Annotated in this window: 19 protein-coding genes; 7 read left to right on the forward strand and 12 right to left on the reverse strand. The window is 53.7% G+C overall.

The window, feature by feature from the left end:
- Positions 1-438: 438 nt before the first annotated feature.
- Positions 439-846, reverse strand: a complete 408-nt coding sequence (locus tag J2I46_RS31830; protein ID WP_310589150.1) for a transposase — start codon at positions 844-846, stop codon at positions 439-441.
- On the opposite strand from J2I46_RS31830, the gene J2I46_RS31835 reads away from it, so the two are divergent.
- Entirely contained in the window at positions 791-973 is a 183-nt protein-coding gene (locus J2I46_RS31835) for a hypothetical protein (protein ID WP_207333158.1), read from the forward strand. The genes J2I46_RS31830 and J2I46_RS31835 overlap by 56 nt on opposite strands.
- Positions 974-1,028: 55 nt before the next feature.
- Here the strand turns inward: J2I46_RS31835 and J2I46_RS31840 are convergent, their stop codons facing one another.
- Positions 1,029-1,577 carry an RNA polymerase sigma factor gene (locus J2I46_RS31840; protein ID WP_207333159.1) on the reverse strand — a complete coding sequence of 183 codons (549 nt, stop codon included), beginning with the start codon at positions 1,575-1,577 and terminating at the stop codon, positions 1,029-1,031.
- A gap of 293 nt (positions 1,578-1,870) precedes the next feature.
- Between J2I46_RS31840 and J2I46_RS31845 the strand changes: the two genes are divergently transcribed.
- On the forward strand, positions 1,871-2,095 hold the full coding sequence (locus tag J2I46_RS31845; RefSeq protein WP_207333160.1) for a hypothetical protein: 225 nt from the start codon (positions 1,871-1,873) through the stop codon (positions 2,093-2,095).
- 177 nt (positions 2,096-2,272) lie between these two features.
- Here the strand turns inward: J2I46_RS31845 and J2I46_RS31850 are convergent, their stop codons facing one another.
- The 9 genes from J2I46_RS31850 to J2I46_RS31890 form a co-directional block, all read right to left on the reverse strand.
- Positions 2,273-3,547: an OmpA family protein gene (locus J2I46_RS31850; RefSeq protein ID WP_207333161.1), complete on the reverse strand. Its 1,275-nt coding sequence runs from the start codon at positions 3,545-3,547 to the stop codon at positions 2,273-2,275.
- Between the two features lie 178 nt (positions 3,548-3,725).
- The gene (locus J2I46_RS31855; protein ID WP_207333162.1) at positions 3,726-4,625 is read right to left on the reverse strand and encodes a YsnF/AvaK domain-containing protein; all 900 of its coding nucleotides are present in this window, start codon (positions 4,623-4,625) and stop codon (positions 3,726-3,728) included.
- A 36-nt stretch (positions 4,626-4,661) separates the two neighbouring features.
- On the reverse strand, positions 4,662-5,174 hold the full coding sequence (locus tag J2I46_RS31860) for a YsnF/AvaK domain-containing protein (RefSeq protein WP_207333163.1): 513 nt from the start codon (positions 5,172-5,174) through the stop codon (positions 4,662-4,664).
- Positions 5,175-5,576: 402 nt separating this feature from the next.
- On the reverse strand, positions 5,577-5,834 hold the full coding sequence (locus tag J2I46_RS31865) for a hypothetical protein (protein ID WP_229380052.1): 258 nt from the start codon (positions 5,832-5,834) through the stop codon (positions 5,577-5,579).
- 421 nt (positions 5,835-6,255) lie between these two features.
- Positions 6,256-6,501: a hypothetical protein gene (locus J2I46_RS31870; protein ID WP_207333165.1), complete on the reverse strand. Its 246-nt coding sequence runs from the start codon at positions 6,499-6,501 to the stop codon at positions 6,256-6,258.
- Between the two features lie 130 nt (positions 6,502-6,631).
- Positions 6,632-7,450 carry a CPBP family intramembrane glutamic endopeptidase gene (locus J2I46_RS31875; protein ID WP_207333166.1) on the reverse strand — a complete coding sequence of 273 codons (819 nt, stop codon included), beginning with the start codon at positions 7,448-7,450 and terminating at the stop codon, positions 6,632-6,634.
- A 153-nt stretch (positions 7,451-7,603) separates the two neighbouring features.
- A complete protein-coding gene (locus tag J2I46_RS31880) occupies positions 7,604-8,248 on the reverse strand; it encodes an HAD hydrolase-like protein (protein ID WP_207333167.1) in 645 nt (214 codons plus the stop codon).
- 151 nt (positions 8,249-8,399) lie between these two features.
- A complete protein-coding gene (locus J2I46_RS31885) occupies positions 8,400-8,687 on the reverse strand; it encodes a hypothetical protein (RefSeq protein WP_207333168.1) in 288 nt (95 codons plus the stop codon).
- Between the two features lie 114 nt (positions 8,688-8,801).
- Positions 8,802-9,479, reverse strand: a complete 678-nt coding sequence (locus J2I46_RS31890) for an AAA family ATPase (RefSeq protein WP_207333169.1) — start codon at positions 9,477-9,479, stop codon at positions 8,802-8,804.
- A 530-nt stretch (positions 9,480-10,009) separates the two neighbouring features.
- On the opposite strand from J2I46_RS31890, the gene J2I46_RS31895 reads away from it, so the two are divergent.
- The gene (locus tag J2I46_RS31895; protein WP_207333170.1) at positions 10,010-10,447 is read left to right on the forward strand and encodes a response regulator; all 438 of its coding nucleotides are present in this window, start codon (positions 10,010-10,012) and stop codon (positions 10,445-10,447) included.
- Here J2I46_RS31895 and J2I46_RS33090 read toward each other — a convergent pair whose 3' ends face one another.
- Entirely contained in the window at positions 10,448-11,287 is an 840-nt protein-coding gene (locus J2I46_RS33090) for a hypothetical protein (protein WP_229380053.1), read from the reverse strand.
- Positions 11,288-12,047: 760 nt separating this feature from the next.
- Between J2I46_RS33090 and J2I46_RS31905 the strand changes: the two genes are divergently transcribed.
- The 4 genes from J2I46_RS31905 (at position 12,048) to J2I46_RS31920 (ending at position 15,492) form a co-directional block, all read left to right on the forward strand.
- Positions 12,048-13,235, forward strand: coding sequence for a replication initiation protein (locus J2I46_RS31905; RefSeq protein WP_207333171.1), 1,188 nt, complete (start codon positions 12,048-12,050; stop codon positions 13,233-13,235).
- 911 nt (positions 13,236-14,146) lie between these two features.
- A complete protein-coding gene (locus tag J2I46_RS31910; protein ID WP_207333172.1) occupies positions 14,147-14,446 on the forward strand; it encodes a hypothetical protein in 300 nt (99 codons plus the stop codon).
- Positions 14,447-14,578: 132 nt separating this feature from the next.
- Positions 14,579-14,989 (forward strand): Xre family toxin-antitoxin system antitoxin, encoded by a 411-nt coding sequence (locus J2I46_RS31915; RefSeq protein ID WP_207333173.1) that lies wholly within the window; start codon positions 14,579-14,581, stop codon positions 14,987-14,989.
- Positions 14,990-15,015: 26 nt separating this feature from the next.
- Positions 15,016-15,492: an RES family NAD+ phosphorylase gene (locus tag J2I46_RS31920; protein ID WP_207333174.1), complete on the forward strand. Its 477-nt coding sequence runs from the start codon at positions 15,016-15,018 to the stop codon at positions 15,490-15,492.
- Positions 15,493-15,514: the final 22 nt, after the last annotated feature.

The raw sequence follows: 15,514 nt of genomic DNA on the forward strand, positions 1-15,514 counted from the left end.
TCGAAGGCCAAATCCCAGACAGGACCCTGCCACGCACTACCGGCCAAGTACAATTGTAATGCCATTTCCCGGTGATATATGACCCACTGGTTACATAGGCAGAGCAGGCCGCTGAACCATTGCCTCACTGCCTCAGTAGTGACCGGCCCGCAAACGGGTAAAAGGGCTTCGGAACGGATGCTTCAGCCTGCTTGACCCCGCCCTCCATGGCCGGAGGATCGCTCTTACCTCTGGCTGGCTTATGTCACTCGTGGGCCGAGAGGGGGTTACTACAAGTCGGGTGTGGCTACCCGCCCTACCGTAGCCAGGGAAGGGGCGAGAAACCGGCCCAACCAGAGCTTCTGACCCCTGGATTAGGCCGGTCTTGCCCGGTGCTGCTCAACCAGGATTTCTCGCTTACCCAAGGTCAGCAGTGGATCTTCCGACTCTTTTCCCAGACTACTGGACAAAACTCCATTTTTCCTTCGGTCCCGCCTCGAGCCAGCGTTGAACCAGTCTCAAAAAGACAAGGAAGTCGACCAGCCCCGAAGCGATGAACTGAATGCCACGTTTGAAAAAGGATTGAGCAGGGCCACTAGACCCCGATCGATACCGCTTGAGCCGAATCTGGGCGCGTTGCCTGAAGCCCTCTAGTAAACAAAGCACATAGGCAAAGACAACTACAGCAAGCAGCAGGGCAATCTTGGCCGGCTGCTTGGTAGTTGTCTGTTGCAAGTTGGACCCATTGGTTTTAAGACACTTGAAGCACGTCTCGATCTTCCACCGTTTGCGGTACAACTCACTAGCCACGATGGGACTGGTTAAACTGGTAATCCAGAACAAGACCGGTTCGCCTGGACAAGCCACTGGTTCCAGCGCAGCGCTGGTTCAATCACAGGCATTGAGCTCGCCTTATGGAGCCAGTGAACAAGGCAAGGTTGTAGCCCGTTACAACGGCGCGTATGAACAGTACCTTGTATTTATGGCGGAGTAAAAAGCGTTGGTGCAGCCGAGTTGGTCAATCTGGTTGCTGACCAACCCGCTATCTCCTAGGCTAGGCACAGTGCAGACCCCTTGCCCAGGAGCCGGGCCTGATCCCGGGCACGCTTCAGGCGCATCTTGACGGCACTTTGGGTAAGGCCGTGGTCAATGGCCAGCTGCTCGATGGATTGATTGCCAAGGTAGCGCCGCTCAAGCAGCTGCTGGTCACGCAGGGGCAGGCGGTGAAGCGCCAACTGTGCCTGGATCCACCGATCCTCCATGCTGGACTCCTCTTGGAGGAAATCGTAGTGATTAGTGGCCGCATCCAGCGAGAAGAACCTGTAGCGTTTTGCCTGATCGCGGGCCGAAAAGCACTGATGCCGAGTCAGCACAAACAGCCAGGTAGCAAAACTGGACTGGCCCCGGAACGTATGCAGCCGGGTAAATACCTTGCCGAAAATTTCCTGGACCTGGTCCCGAGCCTCTTCTTCTTCTTTCATAAAGCGGAAGCAGGAGGCGTATACTTTACGGTAATAGCGCTGGTAAAGCTGGGTGAACAACCGCTCATCCCTGGTGACTATAAACTGGGCAATCAGCCGCTCATCGGAGTGGTGCATAGGGTGCGCCCTTAGCCGAGGGCCGGTAGGTATAAGGAATGGATTAGAAGCGGACTGTCCTACCAGGCTGCTTACGCCCATAGACTACCCAACAGTCGTTGCACAGCAATCTACGTACCAAATTTACAGAGAGTTAGTATACGGTCTTCAGCGGAACACTTATCCGCGGGCATCAGTCGACGCCTGGCTTTCCCAGCCGCTCGCCAGCGGAGCCGTCCAGTTGATTTTCGGTCTTTTCATAGCTCGTCGCTTTACCTTTTGGTTACAACTAGTGCACCTAGCCCCCCTGCCGCATGTACTACGGACTAAGCCTGATCTTAACTGGACTAGCGCTGCGTTATTTTCTGATTAGGGATAAGCTCCGCCGCACCCATTCGGCTAACATGCGGCAGTATGATTCTTTTGAGGCCTACCGAAACAACATATTGCTACGGGCAGCAGTTAGGCTGCTTGGACTGCTCAGCGTGTTGATGGGGATGCTGCTGATCGGGTTCTCACTGGTCAGGCGCTCCTTTTAGGAGGGCGGCCGCCAAACGCCTCTATTACCTCCTTGTTTGACTACTCATTTGCCTTTGGGGCATCGGATCAGGCATGCCCTGAAGGCAAATCAGCGCAAGCTGCCATAGGAAGGGGGCCTTGTGAAGCCAAGTAGCATTACCTGGCTTCACAAGGCCCCCTTCCTATGGCAGCTTGCACTATACTTTGGTTACAATCACATCGATGCGGCGGTTTTTCCCGCGGCCCGCCTCGGTTTTATTGGTGGCAACGGGTTTGGTATCACCCCGCTCCCTGGTGCTCAGGCGGCTTGCCTCAATGCCGCCATCGATGAGCGCCTGTTTGACGGCCTGGGCCCGCTCCCCCGACAAGGGATCATTGATGGCTTCATCGCCCGTGCTATCGGTATTGCCCTCTATTCGGATCGCCATCGACGGATAAGCCTGCATAATCTGGATCAAATCATCCACGTTAGGCCGGGCCTGAGCCGTGATCGCGGCGGAGTTGGTATCGAAGGTTAGGTTATCAAACGTAAAGACTTTAGGCGTCTGGCCTCCCTTGGTGGCCAGGAACCTAGCTAATGAATACGTGAATGAGTTTTGGACCAGGCTTAGTTTTCGCCCACCCGGTAGATCCACTCCGACCCGTACCTGGGGCTCATCAGCTGAAGCGCCCACCGAATCGCGCGCCCCCTGGTTGCCGTCCAGATCGCTGGCAATCGTATCAGTGGTTACGAGGGTAGCACTGGGTTGGCTGCTGGTTGCGCTGGGTTTGTCATCTTTGCAAGACCGAAGCAGCAAAAACAATAGCAGTAGCGGGATCAATAAATACAGCAGCCAGCGCCACCAGGGCGTACCAGCGGCAGTCTCGTCGCTAACCCCAGCCACTGGCTGAGCTACTGGGCCAGTCGAAGCCGCGGGAGAAGGCTTGGGATTGGTGCCAAGAAACCAGCCCAGTGAGGAGGCAAAAGCAACTGGAATGGCGCTCCATATGGGTTGGGTTTCTCCCTGGAGTAAAGCCGTTAACTGCGACTGGGTGAGGGCGCGCGTAGTGACCTGCTTGTGGAGAAAGCCCAGTAGTACCGACATAATTAATCCAGTCAGCGTCGTGGCTGAACCGACGCTGATGCCGCTGTATTGCGCCGTCGTTCCCACCAGCTGATAGACATGTTGATCATAGAGTTTTCCAAGCAGATCGATCCCTGATTCAGCCGCTTTTTGCCGGTGATCACCGTTTTCTACAAGGTGGCTTACCGATGGATCAGCCGCAAAGGGCGTACTGGTGATCAGTTTATAGAGCCTAAGGGCCCCTTCCTGCTCAGAAGCCAGGTGAAGTACGCCGCCTGCGACGGTAGGGAGCAGGCCCTGGATGGCCATCTGGGTTGATTCCTTGTTCTCGCCCAGAACGCGGGCCAGTTCATCGGCGGCCGAAGGGGGAAAAATAGACCGTAACTGGTCTAGTAATGTACTGGTCATATAAGGCGTGAGTAAAAAGGATAATGAGAGTCGCCATGTGGCGTGGTTATTAAGCTAGTTGTGAGGCTGGAGCCGGGGCCATCAGCCTCAAAAAACGGTCATGGGGTTGGCCCGGCTATAGCCTTACGACTACCAGGCCGGGCCAACCCCATGACAAATGCCTAGCTAAGGGCTGTACCTATTTTTGGGTCGAGTAGGTTACCTCCTCATCGTCCAGTCCCGTTTGGGTCGACTGCCGTGGCTGATCCGTCGCCGTTAGGTTCTCAACATCGACCTCGGTGCTGCGGACGGTGTCCCTGATGACTTCCTCCCGCTCGCTTACCGCTTTACCAATCGAAATTTCTTCGACTACCTGGGCAGTCTTGGCTACAACGGGCACCTCGGCATGCTGGGTTAATTCAATCTGGCCTTCCTGAAAGGCATCCAAATCAGCCGATGTAGCCGGACGATTTACTGGATTGCGCTGAACGGTTACCCGCTCCTCCCGCAGGCGGACATGCTCCTCGACAGGCTTGGCAATAATGCGGCTGCGCACACGCACGCCACCAGTCTCAACCGTACGCTTGCCTACCTGCAGGTTTTCCTCGATTACTTTAAGGGTTTGATCGCCTTCTAGAGGCTGATCAGTAGACGTAGTGTCGGTTAAAACGCCTGAGGCAGGCGCACTACCATAGCCGTACTCAACGTCTTTCTCATCAATGTCAACGGCCCCGGCCTCGTCCAGTATATCGGCCGCCTTACCGGCCTCTTCTTCGCTTTGGGCGTGAACCGTTACGATAGATCCCTTGGCGGCCACCCGAGTATATTTATCCCTGTCGTCCTGACTATCATCGCCAAAGAGTGAGCTAAAAAAGCTTCCAATACTGCTACCCGTATCCTTGGCCTCATCCAGGAATTCGTCCGTACGCGTGCCAGTAGTGTTCTGGTGCGTATCGCCCGTTAAGGTGCTATCGCTTCCTAGGTTAGTTGTCGTCGACACATCAACGCTGGTGCGCGCGAAGCCAGCGCTTACTAATTGCTCGAGGGCGCTCTGCGCCTGGCTGGCGTTATCAAAAACGCCAATGACTGTTAATGCCATGGTTGTACTTTTTTGGATTGATTATGAGTTAAGAAACTATAACGAGGATTCGCCGGGCGAATCCGAACGTTCGGTAAGGGGTCCGGTCCTGCGCTCAACAGTGATCTGCTCGCGGCGCAGGGCAATGGTCTGACTCTGCTCGGAGGACATCACCCGCCGGGTAACGCGGATTTCCTCGATTAGGCGTAGCTGCTTTTGCCAGACCATCTCTTCCTGTAGGACGGAATAGATCGTTGTGTCGCCCTCCTGGCGAGTAGCGGGAATAGCGGTAACTACCTGGTCCATAACCACCCGCTCAATCTGGATTTGATCGGCTAGTAGCGGAACGGTGATGGTCTGCTCCCGCTGATGAACCGCTTTTGTGAGCCGAACGCGGTCCGTCTCAATGATTTGCTTACTAACCGTGAGCTGCTCCTCCATAAGGGGAATAATCATCATCGGCTCCGTTACTGAGTCGCTGGTAGTAGGCGGCAGCTCATCGGCCACCCGCTCACTTATCGGCGTTGCTGGCCTATCACTACGGCTGGCTTCAGGACTACTATGATTCATAAGACGGGAGTAGGTAACTGCCTGGTTGCTTTAACTACAAACCAGCTCGATTTTTGACGCATCCCGATTAGCCCAATTGCCAATCTGTCAACTCGTCGCCTTTTTGCCTACCAAAATCGGACTATCAAGGAAAAAGCTTCAATCCAGCCAATGCTCTATCTATTGGCTGAACCGGGCAGGCGTTAAGGGGATACTGAAGTGGGGCGTAGATGCCTCAAGGTGGGCAATTTATAACCAGCCAATCAGGAGCTTGCGCGCAGCCGTCCACCATAAGGGGCAACAAAGCAAGGTTCTGATCCGCTTCGCTCCACGTCCAGTATTAGGCAGGTAGCCTTTTTTAAAACGCGTCTTTTTTTACCCTACCCTGACTGCGGAGTGGCTACCTCTTACTAACCGCGGGCCCTACTGATTGCTGCTCAGATAGGTTTTATTGCCGTTTTTATTGATGTAATACTTGCCACCTCGCTCCCCTATGTGCACGGCCTCCCCATTGGGGCCCTTTTTAAGCTTGTCAATGGGAGTCTGGTAATCTGCGGGTGTCGCTTTCTGGATCTTTACCCCAGTCCCGGGCTGATCAGCGGTGAGCTGAGCGTGGTTGGCCGCGCTTTTTTTCGCTTGTTTAGCCGCCCGCGCTTTTGCCATCCGTTCACTCACTGGCATCCTGTCTGGCGTTACGCTTTGAGCTATTGTGTGCGTAGTTACCAATAGGCTAAGCGCCAAACGTACTATAGTTATTATGGTTCGCATTAGTCCAGTGAATGTTGCTCCTGCCGGGTGCGGCAGGAGCAGTTGGATGATCTACCTTAACCAAGCGGACATTGGAAAGTTATAGGCAGTGAGGCTAATGCCTTTTTTGGCTGAAGCACCTACTAGAGGCGGACCTGTTTACGTGGCAATCCACGCGACAACCTCTCAGCCTGAGGAGTAGCTCCAGCGGGCCGCGGGGAAGCTGACTAATTCCGGCAAGCAACTTGCTTAGGGACCAATAAACACCGGAAAATTATCCGGGTATAACCCCGTCAAGAAACTGAATTAAGTTGGCTTCAGCTACCAGTGAGTCTGCTAGCTGGTTTGCCACTACTCAAGTAGCGAATCGCCGCCAGATCAAGTCTATAAGGAAGCTAGCCATCTCAGCCAGATGGCTGGCTAGCCAGTTGGCCAGACTTACCTCATGAAGGTAGAGCAGGCTGGGCAAAGGGTGCTGCCAGTTAGCCTTTAGTAGTTGGCGAAGGCTAAGTACGGCTGCTATGCTCAGGACATTGACAACCAATGTCACCCGGAAGCGCAGCAATGTCCTGTCAGTCATCCAGCGTAGTAATCGGCTCATCGTATGCCTGGAATCAATTTTTGCAAAAATAAACAGTTAATCGATACCGTAGCTAGCTGATAACCAGTTAAACAAGGTGAGTGGAATTATCCTGTTGCAGAAGCGCTCCAAGCTGGATCAAACCAGCGGTCTATTCTATTCGGTTACCTAAAACGCCGCTGGTGAGCGGCACCAGCACCAGTAACCCGTTGCCCAAGCCGTGAACCACGTAGGCAGCCCAGCTACTGCTTGTTTTTTGGGCCACGTAACTCACGCTCAGCGCCGTTGGCAGAAGATAAAGTAAATACCAGGGATAAATCGGAACGTGAAACAGCGTCCACAATAGTCCGTGTACTAGCCAAGTGCTGGATCCGTGAACCACCTGCTGGCGGGGAAACAGATAGCCCCGAAACCACAGCTCTTCACCCAGCAGGTTGAATACCGTCAGAAACAGGGCGTATAGAAGCAGTAGCCACCACTGTCCCGCCAGGGACTCGCCCATGAACTGGGTCATACGAGCGGACTGGGCCACCAGCGGATTGAGGACAGCTGGCAGAAAGGACGGTGGGGCCAATGCCGGCAACCGGGCAATAACCTGAGCCGCCGGAAGAAGCAGTCCCGTTAGGCAGAACCCAAGCACAAATAAACTTAGTGTCCAGGCCCAGCCCCTGTAAGTGAGCGCCGCAAAGCGGAGTCGCCCTCGAAAGGTGGCATAATTGATTGGGTAGCCCTCCTTCCGAAGCGCCAGCCAGGTAGCAACTATCAGGGCCGTTAGCGCCAGGGTGTAGCTACTGATAAAGGCCCAAAAAGGAGCAGCACCCGCCCTTAATAGCCCAGGCATCAGGTGATATACGCAAAGCCGAAACCAAAGCGCCGAAGCGCCAAAGTAAAGACAGGCTCGTCCGAAGGGAAGCGGCTTGATGGCAGGTAGCGCGGAAGCGCCTACTGGCTGGTTGCTGGTGCTACTCATAAATAAATCTAGCAGATAACGACAAAAGGCGCAACTCGATTTTGACCAATTGATGCCTGCGGCGGATCAACTCCTGATGACAGTGGATAAACAAGGTCTCATCTAACCCGCTTGCCCTACGCAGTAGGGATAAGTTGACGCCCTGCCCTATCGCTACTGCGTAGCGCCTCTGCCAAGCACTAACTGACAAATATCGTCCAGGCGCTTAAACAAAAAAATACCAGGCTGAGCCGCTAGCACATCAGCCCGGGCGTAGCCCCAGGTCACTGCGCCAAAGGCCATGTTCGCTTTTGCCGCGGCCTGGCTGTCGCGGACCTCATCGCCCACGCACAGCACCTGATGAGGCCCAAGCCCCCAGTGGGCCATCGCCCGCTTGAATTTATGCTGTTTCCCAAAGAGCGAGGTGCCGCAGCCGTAGTAGCCAATGAGCCCGGCCGTTTTGGATCCGAGCACCTCCCGGATGTTGGCCTCCGAGTTGGAGCTAACAATGGCCAGCTGAACGCCCCGGTGGTGCAGCTCCTCCAGCAGCGGGGCTACGCCTTCGAAGAGCTGAATCTGGTGGATGTCTGTGGCCATAAGCCGGATGAAATCCCGGGCCATAAGCGGAATTTTCCAGGCCGGTAACCGGGCGGCCCTCATCAACTGGCGCGCCTCCATGCCCCGGGCCTGCTCTATTTGCCCGGGCTGGATGGGGGGAAAGTGGTAGGTAAGGGCCAGGGTGTTGATGGTCTTCAGAAAGTAGGGAAACGAATCGGCCAGCGTGCCGTCGAAATCAAAAATAACCAGTTGATAACGCATCGTAGTAGGCCTGAAATGGCCTGGTCAATGGGCTGAAGCCGCCAGCCCGAACCATATCACCTGCCAGGCCAGTTAGGCCCTGAAAGACAGCTGGTTTATTAGTTTATTTTACAACTGATTATGCAACTGTAGTCAGTTGAATAATCAGTTGCTATTCACCGAGTCGCTTACGCTCCTTGGCGATCTTATCCTTGAGGGCGGCCACCACAAAATCGTGGATCGATATCCGGTCGCGTTTGGGCAGCTGATCCTGAATATCCCGGATCTGGGCCAGCTCACTCTCGTAGATCTTAAAGGTAAAGGACTTGAGCTTATCTTCCTGGGGCGAGGCCTCGCTGGCGGGTAAGTCGGCTTTAACCGATCCCCCTTTATTGATCGCCTCCAGCATCGCCGGGTTGTTAAGCGGGGTAGGTGGCATGGCAATTTTCGGCTTCTTCATCGTTGTTAGCGTTCAGATCATTTGGGCAGTACAGCTGGGCTTCCTGCAACTATATATGCAACCAAAACTAGTTGTAGATATAGTTTTTTAACTAGTTGTAACTGTACAACCCCATCAAGTTGTTTTTGCCTTCTTTTTACTACTGTCTTTCAAGACCTTATGAATGCCTTCATATAGCTTGGTCAATTCGGCAATGGCTTTGTCATCGGTTGGTTTTACTTCTATAATGCCCAGGCCCAGCGCCGAGGCGTTGGCAAAGGAGATCCGGTTACCCAGCGGGGTATCGATGAAGTGAACCAGAGTCGACTCCCGCAGCAGATCGGCCGTATCCTCCTTGTAGGTGCCCCGGGCGTCGGCCTTATTGATAAAGGTCAGACACAGTAGCCCGGGATTGAAAGGGGTCATTTCCGCAATCAGGGCTTCCACCTTGCGAAGCGTCCAGATATCCAGGGAGCGGGGCGCAAAGGGAACCAGGTACACCTGGGATACCGATAGGGCCGAGCGCTGGCTGACCGTGTCGCGCCCCCCGGTGTCGATAACCACGTCATCGTATTTCTTGGCTAGCCGCGCTACGTTGGCGTTCAGCTCCGAACCCGTGATCTTGACGGCCGTATACCCTAATTCACCCCCTAAGCTCTGATGACGAAAGGAAGTAAAGTCGGTGGCCGACTCCTGGTCATCGGCGTCGACCAGGATCACGTCGCGGCCCTGCCTGGTCAGGTACACGGTCAGATTCGTGGCTATGGTGGTTTTGCCACTGCCGCCTTTAATGCCGCCTACGGTGTAGATCATGTTGTCAATTCAGAATAAACCAGGGTTGTACATTTAGTTGTAAAACTAGTTCTAAATTTGATTCTGTAGCTACAAGCATAGACAAAGCATTTAATTAAATTAAACTGCTTATTACTAGTACTTCATCATTGATATTCACAACAACGAGCGGACTTTGTAGCCGCCTTAGCCACTGATTTGACCATCGGCACTAAAGGTAAAAGAGGTCGGACTCCCCGCAGCCAGTCAGCTACTGGGTTACCGGCCAGGCAAAAAAGGCCGGGCTGATCAAACAAAGAGGGTAAGGTGATGGTACTAAATAAAAAGCCCTGTTGCCTGCTCATGCACACTGATACCCCATTCATTCCGCTTCCCTCAACACCCCCGGTTAAACCACTAGTACCTACTCCTTTGGCTCCTGCCAGGCCCAAACGGCCCAGGATCAAGAAGGCACTAGCCACGCACGCTCGTACGGCAGTGGGCTAGTTCCGGCTGCTCATTGCCCTCATTAACGCGTAGCTTTGCTGCTTATCCCTGTAAGCAAAGCAGCTATGTCGACAATTGGCCCCATTGGCTTGCTTGAGGATGACGAAGATGATCCGTTTCTAATCAAGATGGCCATCAAAGGCTTGGGCGTGGCCAACCAGCTCATCTGCTTTCCCAACGGGCGGTTAGCCTTGGATTACCTGGAGACGACCCCGCTGCAGCCCTTTCTGATTCTGTGCGATATCAACATGCCTCTGATGAACGGCCTGGAACTGCGGGCCCTGATTCATAAGAGTGACTATCTGCGCCAGAAAGCCATTCCCTTCGTGTTTTTGACGACCACGGCCAACCCCGGTTCCATTCGCAAAGCCTACGACGCCTCAGTTCAGGGCTTTTACCAGAAGGCTGCCGATCAGCCAGCGCTCGCCCGGCAACTCAAACTTATTATTGACTACTGGGCAAGCTGTTTACACCCTAATAACAAGCCCAGATACAGCCTATGATCAGGACTCAGGCAATGGGGTAGAAAGGCCCAGGCCAGGCTCCGGCTGTTGGTCTGTCTCCAGGGTTGGCTGGATGGGGCGGGCAAAGAGCTGGGCCTTCAGATCGTGGGACCGAACGGGAAACCCCGCCAGGTAATCGGCAATCTGCTTGTGCTGGTGATCATGGGTCAGCAAGATCGCCCCCGTGTCCACAAAGACCACGTTGAGCTTGGTCTCCAGAATCTGCCCGCTGCGATCACGGATGGGGGAGAGCAGGTGCGATGTGGCGTTGCCGAAGGTGAGCTCCTCCAGGTGGTACTTCCAGCTGATGTACCAGTAGCGGTACTCCGAGTAGTAGGTGCTCAGCACCAACTCCCAGGCCTGGGGCTCATCGCGGATCTGGCGCCACAGGGCCTGCTCGGCCTCAAGGGCGCTGAGCTGCTGCTGCAGGCGGGTCTCCCCTCCGGGCGAGAGAATATCCAGTTGGCGTTGGAGCAGCTTTCCCTGCTGCTTCTCCAGCAGAGAAAGGTAACGATCGATCTCGGTCTGACGCTCCAGGGCCCCGATCTGGGGGCTTTTGATGAGCCAGTACTTGTGCTTATCGTAGTAGGTGAGCTTGACGGCGGGCTGGAGGTAGTTGATCAGCTTGACCTTCTCAAAGCTCTGGCCCACGAAGGGGGCAAACTGGCCCATGACCTCAGTGGGCAGGTAGTGGACCCTATAGCCCTGGCGCAGAAAGTGCTGGGGGCCATTGATATCCCAGGCCTCGGGCTGGTTAACCAGCAGCGAGGGCATGGACTCGAGCAGCTCCAGCAATTGGGTTTGCAAGAGGCGGGTTTGGGAGCGGGCGGAGGGTTTCATGGGAATGGCTACGAGGAATTGCTATAATGTTACTGTCAAAGTAAAATAACCCCCAAGGGCTACTTACTTTTTTGACCAACTTCTCAAGTTTTGTTTATCCACATACCAACAATGCACTCAACCACCCCAATCAAAAACAATCTTAAAAGTTTTACTTGTTATGACTTGATCGCGCGCGTTTAATGACTTATAGCCGGGCAAAAACCCGCGCTAAACCATTGTTAACTACCGATTTACGGTGATTATTTGCCGCGCAAAGGCAACGTTTAAATCGCCAAAAGCAACTATTAAATCGTCTATGGGCAACTATTGAATCGTTTCAGGCAACCAGCAAATCGCTCAAAGGCAACTATTGAATCGCTTAGGCAACGTTTAAATCGCTTATAGGCAACCGTTAAATCGCTTAGGCAACGTTTAAATCGCCGGGGTGAGACAAGGCCAGATTTAGCTTCACAAGCTCTTGGCTGAGCCCTGACTAGGCCGCTCTGCACTTCCGGCAGATCTGTTTAGGCTACATTTAGTGGTTAGTTAGTCCCTCGCCATGCTGGCTAACTTTCTAAAGGCAACCATTAAATCGCTTGTAATGCTGATCTATAATCACCATGTCGCTACTGATTTAATAGTTAGTTCGTATGTGCTGTGCTTTATTAATCAGTGAGTTAACTCACTTTAGAAGTAGAGTACAATAATAATTACAGGCAACTATACACCCGTTCTAGTTGCCTGTAATTATTATTGTACTCTACTTCCAAGGGGCTAGATGGCTGAGAAACCAGTGTTAAAGGATAGGGCGCAGATCGCCAAGCAGTTTGAACTCTTTGCGCTCGAGCCCAGTCAGCTTCAGAAACTGGCTCAGTACGTGCAGGAACCCCTGGAACTGCTGCTGGCCAAGACTGAGAAGCACCTGTCGATCTACGATCGCCGGATTTACTGGACCATTCTTACCAAGCTGGCCTCGTTTCAGACCAGGCACGAGGAAGAAGTGCCGGTCCCCATGACCAACCCCGTCTTTTTGATCCCTATCCGGGATTTGTATCCGCAGTTTGTCCGGGATCAGTTCGATATCAGCGACTCAGGCGAGCAAGCCGATCCTCCCCTCAGGAGCCAGGCCAGCAGAAGGCGTAGGGGCAGTTTAACGGCCAAAATCGGCACGTATTCTTTCTTTAAATCACTAGCCCAGGACCTGGTCTCCAAGTCGGTGATCAACATCGACCACATGACTACGCTGGATCCCAAAAACCGGCTGGTGGGCACCATCGCCATCTTTCCCAGCGTCTTCTACCGGGATGGCATTCTGAGCGTAGAGGTCGACCGAAAAGTGGTTCCGGCCATGTGCATGCTGGGCAAGGGCTACACCAAATTCAAGCGGGAGGAAGCCCTGGCCCTGAGTCGCACGGCCAGCCAGATCCTCTACGTTCGGCTGTGTCGCCTGCTGGATTTTCGCATCTGGCGCACGGGCCTGGATGAGCTGCGCGTCATTCTGGAGGCTGAGAGCTACGCCCGCTACAGCAACTTCAAGCAGAAGGTGCTTCTGCCGGTGATCCAGGAGATCAACGACTATACGGATCTGTTTGTCTCCTTTTCTGAGGTCAAGGAGGGAAAAGCCGTAGTCAAGATCGAGTTTACCTTCTACCATCAGGCCGAGAAGCCCAAACAGGAGCTTAAACAGGCCCGCCAGAAGCTGGACGTTGAACTGGATAATATCTACGCGCTACCCCTTGCCCAGCGGCGCATGCAGGTAGCTGATCTGATTGCCAAGCACTACACCTTCTCGGCTACCCAGCGCCAGCTGATCTTGGAGAATGAAGGCAAGCTCAACCAGTTCATTGAGCTCCACCTCAAGTACATCGACGGCATCATCACCATCAAAACGAGTCCAACCCGCTACATGGCTCCCATCCTGTTTCCCAAAGCCAGGCAGTCCTCCTCAACGGACCGCTTGTTTTAAGGCTCATTAGCAAGATCAGATTCTAGCCTCGGTGGTAGGTGGTAGGCAACCCCTTAGCCTGTTATCCAATTGGTTGACTTACTAGTTGCAGTTTATAGTGATAAGCAGGGAGCACCAAAGCATTTTACCTGGTGGCTAGAAAGCTTACACTGGGCTACTTTCTGCTACTGACCAGTCAATCGTTCTTCTGGGAGGGAAGATCCTGTCAACAAAACAATGGCCGGGCTCTTTGCTTTTGTATGATTTCAATCCTTTGCCCCCGGTGCCACGCCAGAACGATCGCCACTTTTATCTTTTAGTTCCCCCAGGCTGATGTGGATCGCCTCACGCTACCCGCCAGCCAGCTCGCCTGCCACCGAGCTATACTTAGTTACGGGCGGCCCCCTGACTTGGCAGAAGCGCCGCTCAAACGCGGATTTAAGCGCCCGGTTTGGTTACAGTCAACCCGGTGGCGTCAGCGCTTCTACCAGACTTACCAACAAGGGGATCTGATCAAGGCTGAGGCCATTCTGAACCGGCAACAGCGCCGCTCATCCCAGGGGCTTGACAAGGGCTTGAACAGGCCTATAAACGCTTAGAAGAGAAGATCGAATTGACGCCCTTGTCAAGCACGCCACCTAGCTGGTGCTGGCCTACTGTCTACTTAGTCTCATCGCCTCTATAGGCCACCGAGCCGCCAATGTCAGTTAGGCGTCCTAATCGCGATACCGTTACCTAACTAGCCTACCTTTTAAGTAGAAGAAACGCATACTAATGTACGAATTGCATACATTAGGTAACAGTTTATTATAAGCTGTTACCTAATTAGTATCAATATGATAACAGTCTGTTCAGCCTGTGGCTCCGATCAGTTAAAGCTTCAGCCGGGTACAGGTGCCTTTCTGTGTCACACCTGCGGCAACAGAGGCGCAATGACTCAGGTAAGACGCTTCTCAAGGGGCAACGATGCGCACTTGACCGACTACAGCGAACTTAGGCTGGAAGTATGGCGTAGACGATTTTATGCGGCTTACGAACAGGGTGATTTACCGAAGGCGGAACAATTACTAGACCAGTCCCCTTATTACATGGCTAAATCGGCAGATCCCTGCCAGGCTTACAAGCTCATGAAGCGGGATGATCTGGTCAATTCCTTAATTAAGTACACTGCCTGGGGGCTACTGGGATTGGCAACGCTGGGGCTTATCCTCTATATCAATCGTCAGCACTAGCTGTAGCTCGCCGGTAGGCATCAAGTTCCTGCGTACTCAAGTTCTAGAATCGCTACTGGTCAATGCCTAGCAGTCCGAACTTATAGGTATCAGTTGACAGTTATATGCTTGTCAACTGCTAATTATACACCGATGAAAGTGACCCAACCACCTGTAAGTCGGTCCGCTGGCGTAGTAGCTAGGCGGCCGGTTCAGATTAAATCCACCGGGCTGGATGCTGACCTTAACAAGCTCGCTCAGCAGCTGGGTGTGACGCTCAAAGAACTGGCTCCTCTGCTACAACTCTCGGAAAGCACCCTGCACCGGTTACGGAGCCAGACGGTTTTAAGCGGCCCCACCGCCGAGCGGGTAACGCTTTTGGGCAACATCATTCAGCATGGCCTACGGATCTACGATGGACAGGAGGATGCCCTGCGGGACTGGCTCCGCTATCCCCTCTCGGAACTGGATGGCCGCACGCCCCTGCAGGCGCTGACGACGATCGTTGGTTTTACCCAGGTCGACGACATTTTGGGCCGCATCGAGCACGGCATCTTTTTCTAACCTGACGACCTTCCTCACTGTTTCAGATGGTTGTCCATCGACTTCTTCAGGCAGCCTACCATCAGGAACCGCTATCAGGCCAGGGAGCCGCTCTCTACGGTGGCCGCTGGAATCCCAAGGGATTTTCGCTGCTCTATACGACCGAGTCACCGGCGCTTAGTTTGCTGGAAGTGCTGGTGCATATCAATCCCGCCCGCATTCCGGCCTATTATCTGGTAAGCATTGACGTACCTGATTCACTACGCGTCTTTCAGCCGGAGGAATTACCGGCCGGGTGGCGCGCTACGGGTACTGCTCAGCCCTTGCCGTCTCAGTCATTTTTGCTGGACTGGTTACGGGAGCCCGCTAGTTTGATGGTGCAGGTGCCCAGCGCGATTGTCCCGATCATGACCAATTTTCTGATCAATCCCCGTCACGAGCTTTTTTCGGCTTGCAGAGTGATTCAGTCAGCGCCCTTTGAGATCGACGAGCGGCTGTACGACCCTACCCGCCGCAAGCCTTGATTAGATGAGCCAGACTGCTGAT

It is taken from the genome of Fibrella forsythiae (genome assembly GCF_017353175.1).
Taxonomy (GTDB): Bacteria; Bacteroidota; Bacteroidia; order Cytophagales; family Spirosomataceae; genus Fibrella; species Fibrella forsythiae.